Below are 20,072 nucleotides of genomic sequence, written 5' to 3'. Positions count from 1 at the left end.
AACCTCGCAAGATCGCCCCCTTGGCCCCGAAACGCGTAGGATGCGCGCGCCCGTTCGAATTCCATTCCGTCCCGATGAGGAGCACCGTACTCGTGGACCCCGCCCCGCCGCCGCAGGATTCCCCGACCCCGCAGCCGCCCCAGGAGCCGGGGCAGGACGGATCCGCTCCCGAGGCTGTGCCCGGGACTGAGGCTGTGTCCGGTGCCGGTGCCGGTGCCGGTGCCGGGACCGTGCCCGAGGCCGCTTCGCCCTGGGCCGCTCCCGACATGAGCAAGGGCTCCGCAGCGGGTGCCGGGGCCGACGCGGGTGCGAGTGCGGGGGCCGGTGTCGGCCAGGCGCCGGTGCCCGGCCCCTACGGGAGCCCGCCGCCCGGTCCGTACGGGGTGCCGGGCCCGTACACCTCGCCGATGCCCGGCCCTTACGGCCCCTACGGGACCGGCGCGGTCCCGTACGGGATGCCGCCCGCGCCCCAGCCCTCCACCAGCGGCCTCGCGGTGGCCTCCCTCGTGAGCGGCATCGTGTGCTGTCTGCCGCCGCTCGGGCTGGTCCTCGGCCTGATAGCCCTGCCCCGCATCAAGAAGAGGCAGCAGCGGGGCAAGGGTCTCGCCGTCACCGGCATCGTCCTCTCCGCGGTGTCCAGCCTGCTGATGGGCCTGGGTTTCGTGACGGGCGCGTTCTCCGACTTCTGGTCGGGAGTCAGGGACGGTGTGCGGGAGGCCGGTTCCTCGGCCGAGTCCCTGGGGCTGAAGAAGGGCGACTGCTTCCGCGTCGACCTCACGTCGGAGGAGCCCGTCGACGACGTCGACAAGATCGCCTGCACCCGACTGCACGAGGGGGAGGTCACGGGGCGTTTCAAGGTGACGGGCTTCACCGGGTGGCCGGGCACCGAGGCCATCGACGAGGTCGCCGAGGAACGCTGCGACCGGTTCAACAAGGCGTACGCGATGGACGCCTGGGCCCTTCCCGAGTCCGCGGGCGTCTACTACTTCGCGCCCGAGGAGCGGGGCTGGAAGGCCGGGGACCGCACGGTGGTCTGCGGGATCGTCACCGACGAGGACCTCTTCACCGCTTCCGTACGGGTGGACGAGACCACGCTCGACTCCGAGCAGCTGCACTACCTCCGCACCATGAACTCCATCGACGACGCCCTCATGACGGAGCCGGAGGCGGACGCGGACGAGGACCTGGGGGCCAACCGGAAGTGGGCCCGCGCGGTGCACCGCGCGGTCACGACGGCGTCGAGCGAGCTGAGCGGGCACGACTGGACGTACCCCGCCGACACGCGGGTCGCCCGGCTGACGAAGGACCTGGACGAGGCGGCGCGGAGCTGGCACCAGCTGGCGACGGCGAAGGACGCGGATGCCTTCTGGGAGGCATATGACGCGGCGTTCGAGGGGCTGGCGAGGGAGAAGGAGGTGGCCTCGCGTTCCGCGCTGCGGCTTCACGCGGTTCCGCCGGCCGACGGCAGTGAAGACGGCGGCGAGAAGGTCTGATCGCTCGGGAATTCCGACGGGAGTTCGGTGGCTATACCTGCGGTAAGGGCCTGCGTAAAGGCGAATCATCACTTCGAGTGAAACTCTGGCCCATGCTTGCGGCTGCGCACCCTCGGTTGCGAATCTGTAGCTCACAGTCAAGCTGAGGGGAGTGTCCAGCGATGTTCGGTGACCAGCCCGCTTATCTGCGCGTGGCGAGCGATCTCCGGGAGAAGATCGCCAACGGTTCGCTTCCCCCGCACGCCCGGCTTCCCTCGCAGGCCCGCATCCGCGCGGAGTACGGAGTGTCGGACACCGTCGCACTGGAGGCGCGCAAGGTCCTCATGGCCGAGGGGCTGGTCGAGGGGCGCTCCGGCTCGGGGACGTACGTGCGCGAACGGCCCGTGCCACGCCCGATCGCCCGTTCCGGGTACCGCCCGGCGGGCGGGGCGAGCTCCTTCCGGCAGGAGCAGGCGGCCGACGGGGTGCGCGGCACCTGGGAGTCGAGCAGTGAGCAGGAGCCGGCGAGCGCCGAGATCGCGGAGCGGCTCGGCGTCGAGGTGGAGGAGCGGGTGATGCGCACCCGGTACGTGTACCGGGACGGGGGCGAGCCGATGATGATCTCCACCTCCTGGGAGCCACTCTCCGTCACCGGCCGGACCCCGGTGATGCTTCCCGAGGAGGGCCCACTGGGCGGGTGCGGGGTCGTCGAGCGGATGGCCGCGATCGACATCGTCGTGGACAACGTGGTGGAGGAGATCTCGGCCCGGCCCGGGGTCGCGGGGGAGCTGCTGACCCTCGGCGGGGTGCCGGGACATGTGGTGCTGGTGATCGAGCGGACGTACTACGCCTCCGGGCGCGCGGTGGAGACCGCCGACATCGTCGTTCCGGCGGATCGTTACAAGCTGGCGTATCACCTGCCGGTGCGCTGATGGTCCGCTGCCGGCCGTCGGCCGCCGAGGGCGGAGGGCCGGCCGGTGTCTGCCGCCGCGATCGCGACGGCAGGTGCCGGGAGATCGCGTCGAAGCGGTGTGTCCGCGTCGTTACTGGCCGGATACTTTCCTCTTCGTAAAAACCCGTATCCGCTGAGTAAAGGTCGGGCGTAAGCTCGGGCATATGCGGATCGCGATTTCCGGGTCTCGCGGCGTGCGACCGGAGCGGCGGAGGGGGAAGTCCGATGACTGACAGCGGTTCCGATCTGAACTGGCTGGTCATCCGGCAGGACGACAACGGTGGCCGCTACCGCGTCGGCCGGTACGCGACCCAGGACGAGGCGCAGCGGATCGCCGACAGCTTCGAGGACCGCGGGCACCAGCAGACCTACTGGGTCGAGCGCGTCGGTCAGCCCGCGCTCTGACACGGAATCCCCGCGCACCGTCCGGCGCACCGGCGGTTACGCTCCGCCCCATGACAGATCAGCGCACCGATCCCGTCGTGGTCGTCGCCGGAGCCCTCGTCGACGAGGGCAGGCTGCTCGCCGCGCGCCGCAGCACCCCCGCCGAACTCGCGGGCCGCTGGGAGCTGCCCGGCGGCAAACTCGAACCGGGGGAGAGCCCCGAGGAAGCACTCGCCCGGGAACTGCGCGAAGAGCTGGGCGTCGAGACCGAGATCGGCGAGCGCATCCCCGGCGAGTGGGTGCTGAAACCCGGTTACATCCTGTGGGTGTGGGGCGTCGGTCTCCGCTCCGGCCGGCCGGAGCCGCGCCAGGAGCACGACGAGCTGCGCTGGCTGACCCGCGATGAACTGGACTCCGTCGACTGGCTCGACCAGGACCGCCCCGCCGTCGCCGAGGCCGCGGCCCGGCTGCTGCCCGCGTAGTCCTCGCGGGCGGGCGGGCGCGCCCGCGCGCTCCTCGCGCCGGTCCCGTACGCCCGGTCCACCTCGTACACGGTCCTCCGTACGCCGTTCGTACCACCACGTCCCGCCCGGCGGCGCCGTCGCGATATCCCTATCCAGATTCGGGTATGTCGGTAGTAACCGCCCGAAATAGGACGTGGGTTTTGTGATCGACACCGAAGGCGATTGTGCCGAGTGGCATTTCCCGGCCGAAGCCAATGCCGTGCGCACAGCCCGCCATGCGGTCCGGGACACCCTGCGGACCTGGCGGCTGGAGGGCGCGTTCGGGGATGTGACCGTTCTCCTCGTCAGTGAGCTGGTGACCAACTCGCTGCGGTACGCCTCCGGCCCCATCGGCGTCCGTCTGGTGCGCCGTCACCCCGACGGGAACGGGTCCGGCGGCCGGTCCGGTGAGGTGCCCACCCTTCGCGTGGAAGTGTCCGATCCGCTCCCGGAATGGCCCACCACCCGCCTGGCCGGCCCCGACGACGAGGGCGGCCGGGGCCTTCAGCTCGTCGCCCGTTCCGCCCGCCGCTGGGGGACCCGGGTGGGCGGCAGCGGTAAAACGGTGTGGTTCGAGCTCGCCCTCCCTGGTGAGTAAGAAGAGTGGGACGACGATCAGCGGGCCTCGGCCGGAGACGAACGAGATCACCCTGTGATCGTGAACGTCGTGCCGACCAGGGCCATCGTGCTGAATACTGCGCACATGGCCGGTCCGGTGCGGTGAGCTGGAGGGGACGGTCGCGTGAGCGAGATACCTGAGACGGCGAACGGGGCGGCGCGTGGCGTCGTGTGGCAGAGCAGCCCGCCCGGGTCGATCTATGACTACATCCGGGTCGCGTCCTTCTCGATCGGCCCCGACGGGCTGGTCGACCAGTGGAGCAGACGCGCCGCCGAACTGTTCGGAGTGAGCGCCGAGGAGGCCCGGGGCAAGGACCCGGTCGAGGTGTTCATGCCCGCCCACCTCCGTGAGCGCGGCCATCGCAGGGTCCGGGAGATCCTGGACGGCCGGGAGTGGACGGGCCTGGTCCCCTTCCACCAGCCGGGCGAGGAGCGTCCGCACGGCATCGCCGAGATGTACGTGATGCCGAGCGAGACCGGGAACGGGCAGCGGGGCGCGCTGTGCATCGTGGTCGATGTCCGTGCCCTGCGCCGGATCGAGACCGACCTCGCCGCCTCGCAGGCTATTTTCGGCCAATCCCCCTTCGGTTTCCTGCTCTTCGGTACCGACCTCACCGTGAAGCGCACCAACCGCCGCTTCGCCACCGTCTTCGGCGGCACCACCGACGACCATCGCGGCCGGACCGCGTACGACTATCTCCCCCACGCCGAGGCCGAGCGGATGACCGCCGCCCTGCGCAAGGTCCTGGAGACCGGCGAGGCCGTCACCGATCTGGAGATCGTCGGCGCCGCCCCCGGCGCCCGGGACCGGCGCCACTGGTCCATCAACCTCTACCGGGTGCACAGCGGCAGCGGCCGCCCCGTCGGGGTCGCCGGTCTCGGCATCGACGTCACCCGCCGCCACAACGCCGCCCGCGAGGCGGCCAGCGCCCGCCGCAACCTCGCCCTGCTCAACGAGGCCGGCGCCCGTATCGGCACCACCCTCGACCTCCAGGCCACCGCCCGCGAGCTGCTGGACGTCGCCGTCCCCGGCTTCTGCGACTTCGCGGCCGTCGACCTCTACCAGGGGCTGCTCACCGGCGACGAGGCTCCGCCCGGCCGCTGGGGCGGCTCCCAGGACGTCGGGTACGGGGCGGGCAGCGCCGAGGTGCGCCGGGTCGCCGTCGCCAGCGCGGTGCCCGACACTCCCGTACGACTCGGCCGGCAACGGCACACCGGGGCCGCGAGTCCGGACGTACCCCCGGCGCGGGACGGGGAGGCGGCCGAGGCCGGGAACGCCGGCGAGATGTCACACGGCGAGATGTCACACGGCGCGGCGTCACAGGGCACGGGCACGCCCGGCACCGTGTCTCCCGGCCCCGTGTCGCCCGGGGCCGCGTCCGAGCGGGCGGCGGCCCCCGCCCCCCTCGCGGGCGGCGCGTGCGGCGACCCCGCCCCCATCAAGGTCGGCTCCGTCCACCGCTTCCCCTTCAACTCGCCCTGCGCCGGAGCCCTGCGCACCGGCCGTCCGCACACCGTCCCCGGCCCGGACGGCAGCGTCGTCCAGTCCACCCTCGTCGTCCCGATGGTCGCCCACGACACCACCGTCGGACTCGCCCAGTTCTCCCGCGCCATGGGCAGCGAGCCCTTCGGCGAACGCGACCGCGCCCTCGCCGTCGAACTCGCCGCCCGCGCCGCCGTCTGCATCGACAACGCCCGCCTCTACCGGCGCGAGCACGAGCGCGCCCTGATCCTCCAACGCAGCCTGCTGCCGCCCGGCGACCCGGAGGCCGCCGGACTCGACATCGCCTGCCGCTATCTGCCCGGCACGGTCGGCTCCGAGGTCGGCGGCGACTGGTTCGACGTCATCGAACTCCCCGGCCACCGCACCGCCCTGGTCATCGGTGACGTCATGGGCCGCGGACTGCGCGCCGCCGTCGCCATGGGCGAGCTGCGCACCGCCGTACGCACCCTCGCCCAGCTCGACCTCGAACCCGCCGAGGTGCTGTCCCACCTCGACGAGATCGCCCGCGGCCTCGGCGCCCCGGGCGGCGCCCAGCAGTCCGCCCGCGGGCACAAGAGCCGCGGCCCCGAACTGTCCGAGGTCTACCTCGCGACCTGCGTCTACGCCGTCTACGACCCGGTCACCCGCCGCTGTACGTTCGCCAACGCGGGCCATCTGCCGCCCGCGCTGGTCGAACCCGGCCGGGCGGCCCGGCTGCTCGACGTACCGCCGGGGATGCCGCTCGGCGTCGGCGGCGAGCCGTTCGAGGAGGTCACCGTCGAACTGCCCGAGGGTGCGCTGCTCGCCCTCTACACCGACGGGCTCGTCGAATCCCGCGACCATCCGCTGGACGAGGGCCTGAAGGCATTCCGTACCGCCCTGACCGGCCCTGACCGGCCGCTGGAGGACGTCTGCGACCACGTCCTGACCACCCTCGACACCGGGCACGGCGAGGACGACATCGCCCTGCTCATGGCAAGGATCCAGGGCCTGCCCGGCGACGCCGTGGGGGACTGGCGGCTGCCCCGCGAACCCCGTTCGGTCGGCCGCGCCCGCGAACTGGCCCGGGCCCAGCTCACCGCCTGGGAGCTGGAACCGCTGGTGGACACCGTCGAACTGCTCGTCAGCGAACTCGTCACCAACGCTCTGCGCTACGGCGAGGGCGAGATCCGGCTGCGGCTGCTGCGCGACCGCACCCTGGTCTGCGAGGTGTGGGACGCGGGTCTGGTCCAGCCCCGGCGCCGGCGCGCGAAGGACACCGACGAGGGCGGCCGTGGGCTCCAGCTGGTCGGTCTGCTCAGCGCGGGATGGGGGTCGCGCCGTACGCCGCACGGCAAGACGGTGTGGTTCGAGCTGGCGCTGCCGGGCGGGGAAGGGGCGGCGGAGCCGACGGTCGACCAGCTGCTCAGCATGTTCTGAGTGTTCTGACGGACGGGTAGGAGGCAGGGGGAGGCTTCGCGCGTGAAGTGGTTCGAACAGGCACAGGAAGCGGAACGGCGCCAGGACTGGGACACGGCCATCGCGGTGGTGAGCGCCCATGCCGCGCGCCACTCCGGTGATTCGTACTGGCACGACAGTCATTTCTGGCATATGCACTTGCTCGCCCAGGCGGGACGACTCCCGGAACTCGCGGAACGCGCTCCGACGTGTGTCCACGCGCGTCGGAAACTGAACAGAGCACTGAGCGAGCGGGGGAGGGAGACGGAGCTGCGCACGCGCGCCGAGGACGGTGATCGTGACGCGTTGTACGTCCTTCTCCAGCTGTTGTGCGCGTCGCAGCGGGTCGAGGAGGCCCGTCGAGTGGTGCGGGACGTCGCCCCGGACCATCAGTACGCCCACGAGATCGTGGCCCGTTACTGATCGCTGATCGCTGTACTGCCGATCGCCGCCGAGGTCGTGCCGGGGGCGGTGGCGTACGGGGTCAGCTCCGGCTCAGCGGTCCCAGCCGTCGGCGCGTGGTCTCGCCGCCGAAGGCCACGACGACCGGGCCGGTACGGTCGCTGTCCCCGCTCCCGTCCCCGTCCCCGTCCCCGGTCACGGTGCCGGGGAGGACGATGCCGCCGAGTACGGCTCCGCCGAGGCCCGCGCGGCCGATTGCGGCGGGGCTGTCCGCCGTGCCGCCCAGGCCGGCGGGGTTTCCGTACCGTCGTACGTCCTGTTCGGCGAGGTCCTGCGCGAGCTTGGCGAACCGTTCCGCCTGCTGGGCCTCGGCGAGTGCGGACTGCGGTGCGGTGGCGGCGAGCTGTCCGGCCTGGTCGAGCCGGCGGCGGGCCTCGGCCAGGCGGGTGCGGGCCTCGGCGCCGACCGCGCCCCGGTGGGCGGTCACGTAACTGTCGGCCGCGCCGAGTGCGGCGCGGGCGGTCAGGGTCGCCGGGCCGAGCAGCGCGGGGGCGCGCGGGGCGGTGCCGGGGGCCTGGTCGAGGGCGGCGCCCGCGGCGACGACCCGGCGCAGCGCGTCCAGCGGGTCGTACCGGCCGGAGGCCACCTCCGTCCGTACCTCCGCGAGCGCGGCGGCGGCGCGCCGGACCCGGCCCCGGGGGTCGGCCGAGGGCCCGCCGTCCGGCGGCTCCCGGAGCAGCGGACCGGCCTCGGCCAGGGCGGCCTCGGATTCGGCGAGCGCGCCGGGCAACTCGGCTTCGGCCGCCCCGAGTTCGGCGGCCCGCCGCTCCACCGCCTCGGTCAGCAGGGCCGTCTGGCCGACGGCGGACTCGGCGGCCCGGACGTACCCGGCGGCGGAGGCCGGATCGCCCTCGTCCAGGCACTGGTGGGCCTGATTGACGGTGAGCGTGGCGAACACCAGCCGGTCCTTGGCCTGTTCGACGTGGTCGCAGACCGGAGCCGCGGCGGACGCGGGGTACCGCGCGCGCAGCGTGGCCAGCGCCGTCTGTGCCGAGGCCACCGGGCCGGTCCGGGCGCGGAACGCGCGCTCGGCGTCCGCCAGCGCCCCGGGGGTGGTGCGTTCCCGGTCGCGCAGCCGGTCGAAGGCGGTCGCCTGGGTGTCGAGACGGGCTTCGGCGGCCGTGCAGCGGCGCAGGATCTCGTCGAGGAGCGCGCGGCGGGTCGCGTCGTCCTCGGGTACGTCGTCGTCGAGCTGTTGCCGCAGCCCGAACGCGGTCGCGACCTCGTCCCGCGCGAACACCACGGCCTCGGCGAAGGGTTCCAGGGCCGCGGCGCCGAACCGGGCGGTGACGGATTCCAGTTCCTCCTGGCTGGTGCGGACGGCGTCGTCGGCGGCGACGAGGGCCCGCCGGGTGCGGTGGCCGAGGGCGTCGAGCGGGGCGGCCGGCGGTTCCCGAGGGGTGCCCCAGCCCGCGCCCCCGGCGGCGGCGCCCCAGCCCTTGCCGCCGGGGGTGGTACGGGTCGCGGTGCGGCGCCGGCGCTTGGTGTAGCCGTACGTGGTCACGACGCCCACGACGCCGACCAGGGCCACGGGCAGGATCAGGTCGCCGCCCGAGGAGTGGGCGGCGACCGGCACGGCGACCGGCACGATTGGCAGGACCGGCGGGACGGGGGTGATCGGCGCGGCGGGTGGGGTGGCGGGCACGGTGGTCGAGACGGTCGAGACGGTCGAGACGGTCGAGGCGGCGTGGGGGCCGGGCCCGGCGGAGGCGGCGGGCACGAGCGGCCAGCACACCGTCACCAGTGCCGAGAGCAGGGCCACGCTGGCTCTTCGCGTCACAAAAAGGAGGCTATGTCCGGGGTGGGAGGTCCGCGACCGGGCCGTTCGGCCCCTCTGAAGACCTTGCCGAAACCGTTTTCCACAGGCCCGCGTCACTGTCGGTGACTGCCGCTACCGTGAGGGCAGTGAGCAACGGGGGAACCGACGACTCCGGGGGGCCAGGGTGAGCGAACGACAGCAGCGACGCCAGGGACGGTGGCGGCGCGTGTGGCGGCGGGGGCGCTGGTGGGTGCTGGGATTCGTCCTGGTGCTTCTCGTGCCGGTACTGGTCGCGGGTACGGCGCTGCGGCTCAACTACACAGGGGAACCGGCGGCCGGCACCACGAGCCGCGGCAAGGACGTCATCTGGCTCGGGCACGCCTGGGTCGACGGCCGCAAGAGCGACGCCGACCTCGCCGCCTTCGCCGCGCGGATCAAGGGCACGGGCATACGCGATCTCTACGTCCACGCCGGACCGCTGGAGCACGACGGCACCCTGCCCGCCGACCGTCACCCGCGGGCGCGGTGGCTGACCGACGCCGTCCACCGCACGATGCCCGGGATCCGGGTGCACGCCTGGCTGGGTGACGTGCTCGCGTCCGAAGGTCCGACCGGGCTGCGTATGGAGGACGCCGCGACCCGGACCGCGGTGACGGGATCCGCCCGGCAGATCCTGGACACCGGCTTCGACGGCGTCCATTTCGACTTCGAGCCGCTGCACTCCGGCGACCGGGACTATCTGTCCCTCCTCGACGACCTGCGCCGGCTCACCCGCGCGCGGCACGCCCTGCTGTCGATCGCCGCGCACCAGATAGACCCGCTGCCGGCCGCCCACCGGGTCGTCGGTGTGGTGAGCGGAGGCCGCCAGAAGTGGTGGTCGCAGAAGTTCTTCGGGCAGGTCGCCCGGCGGGTCGACCAGATCGCGGTGATGTCGTACGACACGTGGATGCCGCTGGAGGGCCTGTTCGGCGGTTATGTCGCCCAGCAGACCGCCCTCGCCCTGGAGGTGACGCCCGAGAGCACCGATCTCCTCATGGGCGTGCCCTTCTTCCACGAGAGCGACCTCGGGCACCACGAATCGGCGGAGACGGTCTCCGCCGCCGTCAGGGGTATACGCCTCGGTCTGAGCCGTACGGACCCGCACCGCGAGCGCTTCGGCCTCGCGCTCTATGTCGACTTCGCCGCGGAGGAGGGGGACTGGACGGCGTACCGGAAGGACTGGCACTGAGGTGATCCCCGAGGGGTGCCCGGAGGTCGACGGGATCCCGGAGCGCCCCTGACCGGCCCCGTACCGCGCCGCGTCCCCGTCCTGTGACAGGCGCCGGCCGCTACGGTGCGTGGCGGTCGCGCATGCCGAGGCCCTCGGCGTCGGTGGCGGAGTCGGCCCACATCCCGCTGTCGTACGGGGCGTCGGGGATGGTCACGATGCTCTCGGCGCGGCCCTCGACGGGGGTCACGGGTCCGCCGGGCCGCTCCGCGGAGAGGCTGCGTTCCAGCTGTCCGACGGTGCGGACCAAGTCCTCAAGGCAGCGCTTCACGGCCGCCAGATCGTCCTGAACGGACATGCTCGCCCTCACTTCCGCGAGGGCCCGCGGGGTGCCGCGGGCCGGGCTGCGGCCTCCGCGGGCGCGCGTACGGCGGTGGGGTGCGCGAGGGGTGGTGGGCGGTGATCGGTGAGTGGCGGGTGGGTTACGCGCGCCGCCGCTCCTCGTCACCTCTCGTCATCCCGCGTCGTCCCCTGTCGTTCACTGCCGTCCGCCGTCGTCGTTCCCGCCGGAAGCCGGGTGCACGTGATGTCACTTCTCCGGAGCGTGCCCCTGGCGCGCGGAGATTGGGCCGCACGAGTGGGGTTGGCCGCGGGTGCCGCCGTGTCTCCGTCACCGGAACCGCTCCGTCCTCTTCAGTGTAGGAGCAATAGGTGTGATCATCTCCAAATGTCACAATCCGGACGAAGGGGTACATGTCATGGCCCAGGTCGGCGTCCCTCGCGGGAGGACGGGCTTCCGGAGCCCCCGCTCCCGCACGCTCCGTTCCGTCGCCACCCTCGGCAGCGCGGTGCTCACCCTCTCCGTACTCGCCGGATGCAGCTCCGGGGGCGAGGGCGACGACCAGCCCACCGCCGCCCAGGACGACGCCCCGGCGGCTCGCGACAAGATCACGGACGGGGGAAGTCTGCGCTGGGCCGTCGACGCGGTGCCCACCACCCTCAACACCTTCCAGGCCGACGCCGACGGGGCCACCGCCCGCATCGCCGGAGCCGTCCTGCCCGCGCTGCACACCCTCGACGAGCGCGGCAGGCCCAAGCTCAACCCCGACTACCTGGAATCCGCCGAGATCGTCGAGAGCGAACCCCGGCAGGTGGTCCTCTACAAGCTCCACCAGCAGGCGGTGTGGAGCAACGGCCGGGAGATCGGCGCCCCCGACTTCGTCGCCCAGTGGCGTGCCCTCAGCGGTCGCAACACCGCCTACTGGACCGCCCGCAACGCGGGCTACGACCGGATCGAGAAGATCGAGCGCGGCAAGAGCGACCTGGAGGTACGGGTCACCTTCGCCAAGCCCTACGCCGACTGGCGGGCCCTGTTCACCCCGCTGTACCCCAAGGAGGTGATGGGCTCCCCGGACAGCTTCAACGACGGCGCCCGCACCGCGCTGAAGGCGACCGCGGGGCCGTTCATGCTGAAGTCCGTCGACCGCGACAGCGGACACGTCACGCTCGCCCGCAACCCGCGCTGGTGGGGCAGGACCGCCAAGCTCGACAGCATCGTGCTGACCGCGGTGCCCCGCGCCGAGCGGGCCGCCGCGCTCGCCGCCGGGAAGCTGGATCTGGCGGACGTCGACCGCTCCGCCGCCGAGCGGATCGCCCTCGCGGTCCGCGACGCCCGCTCCGGCCACGCCGGGACGAAGGCGCTCACCCATGGCCCCGGCGCCGGGATCACCCCCGCCGCCGCGCTGAAGTCCTGGGCGCTGGCGTACGGCTCCGACGAGGAGAAGGCCGCCGAGGCGCAGGCCGCCCGGGAGCAGAACCAGGAAGCCGTCGAGCGGTACGCGCGCGAGCAGAAGGGCCTCGGCCGCTTCGTCGTCCGCAAGTCCCTGGAGCCCGCCTACACCCAGCTCTCCCTCAACGGGGAGACCGGGCCGCTGTCCGACGAGCGGGTCCGCCGGGCGGTGGCCCGCGCGCTCGACCGCAAGGAGCTCGCCGAGGTCGTCCTGAGGCCGCTCGGGCTGCCCGCCCAGCCCCTGGGCAGCCATCTCGCGCTCGCGGGGCAGGCGGCGTACGTCGACAGCAGTGACGCCCTCGGCGCGCAGGACACCAAGGAGGCGCAGGCGCTGCTCGCGGACGCAGGCTGGGTGCCGGGCGGCGCGCTGAAGAAGCCGCAGGCCAAGACGAAGGCGGGCAGCGAGGCCGCCAAGCCGGACGCCACCGGTGAGGACGGCGAGAAAACCGAGAAAGCCGAGAAAGCCGAGCAGACCGGCGAGAAGAAGAAGTCCGACGACAAGACCGCCCGCGGCGCCGCCAAGCGCGGGGCGGCCGACGACGACGTCCCCACCAACGACGGTCTCTACATCGTCGGCGAGGACGACAAGCCCGGCGACCGCCGGCCCGCCGCCGTACTCGTCGGTGGCCGTCCGGCCCGCCCCGCGGACGTCCTCGCCCCGGCGCTCGCCGCCGGCACCGCCTTCCAGAGCGCCGCCCTGCTCCGCCAGGCCGAGGCCCTCGACCTGGTCATCGACCGCGAGTCCGACGCGGAACCGGAATCCCGCACCCGCGCCGGTTCCGACGGCACCCGCACCCGCGCCGACAGCCACGCCGGCACCAGACCCGTGAGCCAGGACAAGGGCGGCGCCCAGGCCCAGACCGAGCCCCGCACGGAGCCGCAGGCCGGCGCCCACCCCGCCCACCCCGTCGCCGGCGCCTACGCCCCGCGCGGCACCGCCGCCCCGGCCCCCGCCGCCGTGGACGGCGCGAACCAGGCGCTCGGCAAGGACGGCAAGCCGCTCAGCCTGCGCTTCGTCCTGCCCTCCGGTCCTGGCTCGGAGTCGCTGCGCGCGGTCGGCGACCGGATCGTACGGATGCTGGACGCGGTCGGGATCCGTACCGAGGTCACCAAGGTCCCGGACGACAGCTTCTTCAAGGACCACATCGCCTCCGGCGACTACGACCTGGCCCTCTACTCCTGGCCCGCGACCGCGTACCCGGCCACCGACGCCCGCCCGATCTACGCCAAGCCCGAGCCCGCCTCGGACGGCTCGCTCATCGTCGAGCAGAACTACGCGCGCGTGGGCACCGACCGGATCGACCAGCTCTTCGACCAGGCGGCGGCCACCCTCGACGAGGACGAGGCCCGCGACCTGGTCCGCCAGGCCGACGCCCGGATCTGGGCCGCGGCCGGTTCGATCCCGCTCTACCAGCGCCCGCAGCTGGTGGCGGCCAAACCGGACATCGTGAACGCGGGCGCCTGGGGCTTCGCCGCCCCGCGCTACCAGGACATCGGGTACAAGAAGCCCGGATCGAGCGGCCCGGGCAAGGAATCCGGGGAGACCAAGGGGAACAACGAGAACAGGGAAACCGGCAAGAACCGGGGAACCGGCGAAAACAAGGAAACCAACGAAAGGCGTTAGCGTTTCCTCCGAAGCGGCGGCCCCCGCCGGGGCCCCGCACCGGCTGAAAGTCCATGTCGCAAGCTCAGAAGCGGCTCAATTTCCTTGCCCGCCGGGGTCCCCGGCGGGCAGGATCGCGACCGACCCTTGACCCGGCAGCAGGACCCGGACCCGGCTTCGCCCCGAACCTCTCCGCTCGGCTCCGGTGTACGTCGAAACCCCTCAGTAGACCCTCTCGGATCACCTCCCGGGAAGCCCCTTGCGTGGCAGCCCCGTACCATGGGGGATAGCCGTGGCGCGTCCGCCCGGCGGGCGTACGAGGAACAGACGCCGATTCCCACGATCCGAGAGAAGCGCAAGCCACCCATGCCCACGCGCCACGACATCCGTAACGTCGCCATCGTCGCCCACGTCGACCACGGCAAGACGACCATCGTCGACGCCATGCTCAAGCAGGCCGGTGCCTTCGCCGCCCACCAGCAGCTCGACGACCGCATGATGGACTCGAACGACCTGGAGCGTGAGAAGGGCATCACGATCCTCGCCAAGAACACGGCGGTGAAGTACCACCCCAAGGACGGCGGGGCGCCCATCACGATCAACATCATCGACACCCCCGGTCACGCCGACTTCGGTGGCGAGGTCGAGCGTGGTCTGTCGATGGTCGACGCCGTCGTTCTGCTCGTGGACGCCTCCGAGGGCCCGCTGCCGCAGACCCGCTTCGTGCTGCGCAAGGCCCTTCAGCAGCGCAAGCCGGTCATCCTCTGCATCAACAAGACGGACCGCCCGGACTCCCGGATCGACGAGGTCGTCAACGAGACCTACGACCTCTTCCTCGACCTGGACGCCGACGAGGACCAGATCGAGTTCCCGATCGTCTACGCCTGTGGCCGTGACGGCATCGCCTCGCTGACCAAGCCGGAGGACGGCACGGTCCCGCAGGACTCCGAGAACCTGGAGCCGTTCTTCTCCACGATCCTGGAGCACGTCCCGGCCCCGGCCTACGAGGAGGACGCGCCGCTCCAGGCCCACGTCACCAACCTCGACGCCGACAACTTCCTCGGCCGTATCGCGCTGCTCCGTGTCGAGCAGGGCGAGCTGCGCAAGGGCCAGACGGTCGCGTGGATCAAGCGTGACGGCACGATCTCCAACGTCCGCATCACCGAGCTGATGATGACCGAGGCGCTCACCCGCAAGCCGGCCGAGGTCGCCGGCCCCGGTGACATCTGCGCCGTCGCCGGTATCCCCGACATCATGATCGGCGAGACCCTGGCCGACCCGGAGAACCCGATCGCGCTGCCGCTGATCACGGTCGACCAGCCGGCCATCTCCATGACCATCGGCACGAACACCTCGCCGCTCGTCGGCCGCGGTGGCACGGGCAAGGGCGCGGACGCGAAGAACGCCGTCAAGGACCGCAAGGTCACCGCCCGCCAGGTGAAGGACCGCCTGGACCGCGAGCTCATCGGTAACGTCTCGCTCCGCGTCCTCGACACCGAGCGCCCGGACGCCTGGGAGGTCCAGGGCCGTGGTGAGCTCGCGCTCGCCATCCTGGTCGAGCAGATGCGCCGCGAGGGCTTCGAGCTGACCATCGGCAAGCCGCAGGTCGTCACCAAGGAGGTCGACGGCAAGGTCCACGAGCCCGTCGAGCGCCTCACGGTCGACGTTCCCGAGGAGCACATGGGCGCCGTCACCCAGCTCATGGGTGTCCGCAAGGGCCGCATGGACAACATGTCGAACCACGGCTCCGGCTGGGTCCGCATGGAGTTCGTCGTTCCGTCCCGTGGCCTCATCGGCTTCCGTACGGAGTTCCTCACCAACACCCGCGGTACGGGTATCGCCCACTCGATCCACGAGGGCCACGAGCCGTGGTTCGGCACGCTGACGACCCGTAACAACGGTTCGCTGGTCGCCGACCGCGCCGGTGCCGTCACCGCCTTCGCGATGACGAACCTGCAGGAGCGCGGCGTCCTGTTCACCGACCCCGGCACCGAGGTGTACGAGGGCATGATCGTCGGCGAGAACTCGCGCTCCGACGACATGGACGTGAACATCACCAAGGAGAAGAAGCTCACCAACATGCGCTCCTCCTCCGCGGACTCCTTCGAGGCGATCGTCCCGCCGCGGAAGCTCTCCCTGGAGCAGTCGCTGGAGTTCTGCCGCGACGACGAGTGCGTCGAGGTCACCCCGGAGGCCGTGCGTATCCGTAAGGTCGTCCTGGACCAGAAGGAGCGCGGTCGTTCCGCCTCCCGCGCCAAGAACGGCTGATAGCGGACTTCTTCGGCGAATTACCGAATAACGGGCTCGGCCCCCACGTCAAGTGGGGGCCGAGCCCTTTTCGCGAGCTGTTGCCTCAATCTTCCGTCAAGTTGGTTTCAAACGCCGAGTGTCCGGTAATCGAGCGTCGCTCTCCGGAACGTGTGTTAACGGTCCGTTTCGTCGCTGTCTGTCTGTGCTCACTTTGTCCAGATTTCGGCCGTCAAGGCAGCTGTGATGTTGTCAAAACGAGACCGCTTAGCTGTGGTTTACAGCCCAGACGTACTTAATAGTTGGCTCCATTGAGCTCGGGTCAATGGGTCACGCACTGTGGGGAGTGCCGACTCACGAGCACACTCGGGGCATGTGTGCAGGACGTCGTCAGGGGTGTCGACGGACGCACGGGGTGTCCCTCTTGTAGTGACAAAAGTGGACTCATGAGGAGGAACCCATGCGCGGTGCCAAGAGCGCCAAGTGGGTAGCGGGCGCGATCGTCGTCGCCCTGGCAGCGACCGCCTGTGGCGGGGGCAACGGTGGCGACGACAAGGGCGCCTCGGGCAAGGTCGATCCCAACGGGATCTTCTCGATGGACCTGGGCGAGCCGGAGAAGCCGCTGTACACCGGTGACACGATGGAGTCCAACGGCTCCGCGGTCATGAAGGGTCTGTACTCGACCCTGGTGAGCTACAAGGCCGACGGCTCCCTCGAGATGATGAACGCCGAGTCCGTCACCACGACCGACTCGAAGACGTGGACCGTCAAGCTCAAGCCGGGCTGGACCTTCCACGACGGCACCCCGGTGACCTCGAAGTCCTACGTGGACGCGTGGAACTGGAACGCCAACATCTCCAACGCCATGGGTCTGTCGGGCTGGTTCGGCGACATCAAGGGCTTCGACAAGGTCCACCCCGAGGCCGAGGGCGCCAAGCCGTCCGCGGACAAGATGGACGGCCTGAAGATCGTCGACGACACGACCTTCACCATCGAGCTCTCGAAGCCGGTTCCGTACTTCGGCCACAAGCTCGCCTACATCGCCTTCGCGCCGCTGGCCGCGTCCTTCTACAAGGACCCGAAGGCCGCCGGTCAGGCTCCGGTCGGCAACGGCCCGTACAAGTTCAAGAGCTGGGACCACAAGAAGCAGATCGAGGTCACGCGCTTCGACGGCTACAAGGGCCCGAACAAGGCGAAGAACGGCGGTGTGCTCTTCAAGAACTACACCACCGTCGAGGCCGCGTACGAGGACCTCAAGTCCGGCAACCTGGACGTCATCCGCCAGGTCGGCCCGAAGGACCTCCCGGTCTACCGCAACGACCTCGGCGACCGCGCGGTCGACCAGTCGTACTCCGCGATCCAGACCATCGCCGTGGCCTTCTACGCCGACATCTGGAACAAGCCCAAGAAGGTCGACCCGCGCGTCATCCAGGGTCTGTCCATGGGCATCGACCGCGCCACCATCACCAAGACGGTGCTGAACGGCACGCGTGAGCCCGCCACCGGCTGGGTCGCCAAGGGTGTCCTCGGCTACCAGGAGAACGCGGCCGGCGACGTCACCAAGTTCGACCCGGCGAAGGCCAAGAAGCTCATCAAGGACGGCGGCGGCGTCCCGGGCAACAAGATCTGGATCCAGTACAACGCCGACTCCGGTCACAAGGAGTGGGTCGAGGCCGTCTGCAACTCCATCCAGCAGTCGACCGGTGTCCAGTGTGTCGGCGACGGCAAGCCGGACTTCCAGGCGGACCTGACGGCCCGTAAGAACAAGCAGGTCAAGGCGCTGTACCGGTCGGGCTGGGTGCTCGACTACCCGGTGAACGCGAACTTCATCTCGGACCTGTTCCGCACCGGTGCCGACGGCAACCAGGGTGGCTTCTCCAACCGGGAGCTGGACGCGAAGATCGCGGCCGCCGACTCGGTCAAGACCCTCGACGAGTCGGTCAAGGCGTACCAGGCCATCGAGAAGGACCTGATCAACTACATGCCGTCGATCCCGCTCTGGTACTACAAGACGAACGCGGGCTACTCGGAGAAGGTCACCGGCGTGAAGTTCGGACAGGACGGCGACCCGATCCTGTACGGCGTCGAGGTCCACAAGTAAACCCAAGCGTAGTCCGCCTGCCGTGAACGGAGCCGGCCGCCTGACGGCCGGCTCCCTCGGCGCCTTACGCAGTGGCCGGGGGGCCCTTCCACGACCCGAGTCTGCCCGGAAACGGGCAGCCCGTCGTGGAGGGGCCCGTCTCGGCTGCCGCTGTGATATCTCAACGGAGGCATAATGGGGCGTTATGTCGCACGACGACTGCTCCAGATGATCCCGGTTTTCCTCGGGACAACCCTGCTGATCTTCCTCATGGTCTACAGCCTGCCGGGCGACCCCGTGGCGGGTCTGTTCGGCGACAAGGGCGCCGACCCGGCGACGATCGCGAAGATCAAGCACGAACTCGGGCTGGATCAGAACATTTTCAAGCAGTACTGGGACTACATGTCCGGTATCGTCCTGCACTTCGACTTCGGCACCCAGATCCGCAACGGGCGCCCGGTCACCGATGTGCTGGGTGACGCCTTCCCGGTGACGCTCCAGCTGGCCGTCCTGGCCTTCGCCTTCGAGATCGTCTTCGGCGTCGGTCTCGGCATCATCGGCGGCCTCAAGGCCGGCCGCCTCGCGGACAACGCCATCCTGATTTTCACCCTGCTGATCATCTCGGTGCCGGTCTTCGTCCTCGGCTTCATCATCAAGATGGTGTTCGCCTTCCAGCTGGGCTGGATCGAGCCGAACGTCAGCAACGAGCAGCGGTTCTCCGAGCTCATCGCCCCGGCGATCGTCCTCGGTGGTCTCTCCCTCGCGTACGTGGCCCGGCTGACCCGTACCTCGATGGCCGAGAACCTGCGCGCCGACTACATGCGCACCGCCATCGCCAAGGGCCTGCCCAAGCGCCGGGTCATCGGCGTCCACCTGATGCGCAACTCGATGATCCCGGTCATCACCTACCTCGGCACCGACATCGGCGCCCTCATGGGCGGTGCGGTCGTCACCGAAGGACTCTTCAACATCAAGGGTGTCGGTGGCGTCATCTACGAGTCGATCTCCCGCCGCGAGGGCAGCACGCTCGTCGGACTCGTCACCATCCTGGTGATCGTCTACCTCGTCACCAGCCTGCTCATCGACCTGCTGTACGCGGTCCTGGACCCGAGGATCCGTTATGCCTGACGTGACCAAGACGGAGACCGCCGCTCCGCAGACCGTCGCTTCCCCCTCGGCGACGGAACCCGCCGGCGAGGCGGTCCAGGAGAAGGCGCGCTCCCTGTGGGGCGACGCCTGGCGGGACCTGCGCCGCAACCCGTACTTCATCGTGTCGTCCGTGCTGATCTTCTTCCTGCTGCTGATCGCGGCCTTCCCGGGCCTGTTCACCAGCGCGTCGCCGACCACCGGCGACCTGGTCAAGCACTACGTGGGCAAGCCCGAGCTGAGCAAGATCGGCTCCGAGGGCTGGTTCGGCTACGACATCCAGGGCCGTTCCGTCTACGCCCGCCTGATCTACGGCACCCGTGCCTCGATCATCGTCGGCATCGCGGTCACCGCGATCGTCACGGTCGTCGGCGGCATCATGGGCATGATCTCCGGCTACTTCGGCGGCATCGTCGACGCGATCCTGTCCCGGATCACCGACGTGTTCTTCGGTATCCCGTTCCTGCTCGGCGCCATGGTCGTCCTGCAGTCCTTCACGGAGCGGACCACCGCGGTCGTCGTCTTCGCCCTGGCGTTCCTCGGCTGGACCCAGATCACCCGCGTCATGCGCGGTGCGGTCATCACGGTGAAGCAGGCGGACTACGTCCACGCCGCCAAGGCGCTGGGCGCCGGCACCACGCGGATCCTGTTCCGGCACATCCTGCCCAACGCCATGGCCCCGGTGATCGTCGTCGCCACCATCGCGCTCGGCAGCTACATCTCGGCCGAGGCCACCCTGTCGTACCTCGGTCTGGGCCTCGCGTCCCCGACCATCTCGTGGGGTGTCGACATCTCCTCGGGCGTTCAGGCGATCCGTACGTCGCAGCACATCCTGCTGTACCCGTCGATCATGCTGAGCATCACCGTTCTGGCGTTCATCATGCTCGGCGAAGCCGTCCGCAACGCCCTCGACCCCAAGCTGCGCTGAGG

15 protein-coding genes are annotated in these 20,072 nt (G+C 70.8%); 13 read left to right on the top strand and 2 right to left on the bottom strand.

What is annotated here, in order from left to right:
- The first annotated feature begins 266 nt into the window (after positions 1 to 266).
- The 7 genes from ABZ990_RS18940 to ABZ990_RS18910 all read left to right on the top strand — a co-directional run bounded on the left by ABZ990_RS18940 (position 267) and on the right by ABZ990_RS18910 (position 7,272).
- On the top strand, positions 267 to 1,493 hold the full coding sequence (locus ABZ990_RS18940; protein ID WP_361232360.1) for a DUF4190 domain-containing protein: 1,227 nt from the start codon (positions 267 to 269) through the stop codon (positions 1,491 to 1,493).
- A 161-nt stretch (positions 1,494 to 1,654) separates the two neighbouring features.
- Complete coding sequence (locus tag ABZ990_RS18935) at positions 1,655 to 2,404, top strand: GntR family transcriptional regulator (RefSeq protein WP_361232357.1); 750 nt, start codon at positions 1,655 to 1,657, stop codon at positions 2,402 to 2,404.
- A gap of 245 nt (positions 2,405 to 2,649) precedes the next feature.
- Positions 2,650 to 2,829, top strand: coding sequence for an SPOR domain-containing protein (locus ABZ990_RS18930; RefSeq protein WP_361232354.1), 180 nt, complete (start codon positions 2,650 to 2,652; stop codon positions 2,827 to 2,829).
- Between the two features lie 50 nt (positions 2,830 to 2,879).
- Positions 2,880 to 3,290: a (deoxy)nucleoside triphosphate pyrophosphohydrolase gene (locus ABZ990_RS18925; protein ID WP_361232351.1), complete on the top strand. Its 411-nt coding sequence runs from the start codon at positions 2,880 to 2,882 to the stop codon at positions 3,288 to 3,290.
- A gap of 184 nt (positions 3,291 to 3,474) precedes the next feature.
- A complete protein-coding gene (locus ABZ990_RS18920; protein ID WP_361232349.1) occupies positions 3,475 to 3,909 on the top strand; it encodes an ATP-binding protein in 435 nt (144 codons plus the stop codon).
- Between the two features lie 144 nt (positions 3,910 to 4,053).
- Entirely contained in the window at positions 4,054 to 6,831 is a 2,778-nt protein-coding gene (locus ABZ990_RS18915; RefSeq protein WP_361232346.1) for a SpoIIE family protein phosphatase, read from the top strand.
- 42 nt (positions 6,832 to 6,873) lie between these two features.
- The gene (locus tag ABZ990_RS18910; RefSeq protein ID WP_361232343.1) at positions 6,874 to 7,272 is read left to right on the top strand and encodes a hypothetical protein; all 399 of its coding nucleotides are present in this window, start codon (positions 6,874 to 6,876) and stop codon (positions 7,270 to 7,272) included.
- Between the two features lie 61 nt (positions 7,273 to 7,333).
- Here ABZ990_RS18910 and ABZ990_RS18905 read toward each other — a convergent pair whose 3' ends face one another.
- Positions 7,334 to 9,091 (bottom strand): TPM domain-containing protein, encoded by a 1,758-nt coding sequence (locus ABZ990_RS18905; protein WP_361232340.1) that lies wholly within the window; start codon positions 9,089 to 9,091, stop codon positions 7,334 to 7,336.
- Between the two features lie 229 nt (positions 9,092 to 9,320).
- Here ABZ990_RS18905 and ABZ990_RS18900 point away from each other — a divergent pair, with 229 nt between their 5' ends.
- On the top strand, positions 9,321 to 10,298 hold the full coding sequence (locus ABZ990_RS18900) for a hypothetical protein (protein WP_361232338.1): 978 nt from the start codon (positions 9,321 to 9,323) through the stop codon (positions 10,296 to 10,298).
- Positions 10,299 to 10,398: 100 nt separating this feature from the next.
- Here the strand turns inward: ABZ990_RS18900 and ABZ990_RS18895 are convergent, their stop codons facing one another.
- The gene (locus ABZ990_RS18895) at positions 10,399 to 10,635 is read right to left on the bottom strand and encodes a hypothetical protein (protein ID WP_361232335.1); all 237 of its coding nucleotides are present in this window, start codon (positions 10,633 to 10,635) and stop codon (positions 10,399 to 10,401) included.
- A 400-nt stretch (positions 10,636 to 11,035) separates the two neighbouring features.
- Here ABZ990_RS18895 and ABZ990_RS18890 point away from each other — a divergent pair, with 400 nt between their 5' ends.
- The 5 genes from ABZ990_RS18890 to ABZ990_RS18870 all read left to right on the top strand — a co-directional run bounded on the left by ABZ990_RS18890 (position 11,036) and on the right by ABZ990_RS18870 (position 20,070).
- On the top strand, positions 11,036 to 13,690 hold the full coding sequence (locus tag ABZ990_RS18890) for an ABC transporter substrate-binding protein (RefSeq protein WP_361232332.1): 2,655 nt from the start codon (positions 11,036 to 11,038) through the stop codon (positions 13,688 to 13,690).
- Positions 13,691 to 14,035: 345 nt separating this feature from the next.
- On the top strand, positions 14,036 to 15,937 hold the full coding sequence (gene typA, locus ABZ990_RS18885; RefSeq protein ID WP_361232329.1) for a translational GTPase TypA: 1,902 nt from the start codon (positions 14,036 to 14,038) through the stop codon (positions 15,935 to 15,937).
- A 439-nt stretch (positions 15,938 to 16,376) separates the two neighbouring features.
- Positions 16,377 to 18,017, top strand: a complete 1,641-nt coding sequence (locus tag ABZ990_RS18880) for an ABC transporter substrate-binding protein (protein ID WP_361232327.1) — start codon at positions 16,377 to 16,379, stop codon at positions 18,015 to 18,017.
- 174 nt (positions 18,018 to 18,191) lie between these two features.
- Entirely contained in the window at positions 18,192 to 19,124 is a 933-nt protein-coding gene (locus ABZ990_RS18875) for an ABC transporter permease (RefSeq protein WP_361232325.1), read from the top strand.
- On the top strand, positions 19,117 to 20,070 hold the full coding sequence (locus ABZ990_RS18870; RefSeq protein ID WP_361232323.1) for an ABC transporter permease: 954 nt from the start codon (positions 19,117 to 19,119) through the stop codon (positions 20,068 to 20,070). Before ABZ990_RS18875 ends, ABZ990_RS18870 begins: the two co-directional genes overlap by 8 nt.
- The last annotated feature ends 2 nt before the right edge of the window (positions 20,071 to 20,072 follow it).

The organism is Streptomyces sp. NPDC046203 (assembly GCF_040646255.1).
Classification (GTDB): Bacteria; Actinomycetota; Actinomycetes; order Streptomycetales; family Streptomycetaceae; genus Streptomyces.
The sequence above is the reverse complement of the archived record's forward strand: the minus strand, read 5'-3'. Positions and strand labels throughout refer to the sequence as shown.

Excerpts from the sequence above, each read along its gene's own strand:
- ABZ990_RS18930 (WP_361232354.1), top strand. The coding sequence starts at position 2,650 with ATGACTGACAGCGGTTCCGATCTGAACTGGCTGGTCATCCGGCAGGAC.
- ABZ990_RS18890 (WP_361232332.1), top strand. The coding sequence starts at position 11,036 with ATGGCCCAGGTCGGCGTCCCTCGCGGGAGGACGGGCTTCCGGAGCCCC.
- ABZ990_RS18935 (WP_361232357.1), top strand. The coding sequence starts at position 1,655 with ATGTTCGGTGACCAGCCCGCTTATCTGCGCGTGGCGAGCGATCTCCGG.
- ABZ990_RS18875 (WP_361232325.1), top strand. The coding sequence starts at position 18,192 with ATGGGGCGTTATGTCGCACGACGACTGCTCCAGATGATCCCGGTTTTC.
- typA (WP_361232329.1), top strand. The coding sequence starts at position 14,036 with ATGCCCACGCGCCACGACATCCGTAACGTCGCCATCGTCGCCCACGTC.
- ABZ990_RS18895 (WP_361232335.1), bottom strand. The coding sequence starts at position 10,635 with ATGTCCGTTCAGGACGATCTGGCGGCCGTGAAGCGCTGCCTTGAGGAC.
- ABZ990_RS18925 (WP_361232351.1), top strand. The coding sequence starts at position 2,880 with ATGACAGATCAGCGCACCGATCCCGTCGTGGTCGTCGCCGGAGCCCTC.
- ABZ990_RS18940 (WP_361232360.1), top strand. The coding sequence starts at position 267 with ATGAGCAAGGGCTCCGCAGCGGGTGCCGGGGCCGACGCGGGTGCGAGT.
- ABZ990_RS18870 (WP_361232323.1), top strand. The coding sequence starts at position 19,117 with ATGCCTGACGTGACCAAGACGGAGACCGCCGCTCCGCAGACCGTCGCT.
- ABZ990_RS18880 (WP_361232327.1), top strand. The coding sequence starts at position 16,377 with ATGCGCGGTGCCAAGAGCGCCAAGTGGGTAGCGGGCGCGATCGTCGTC.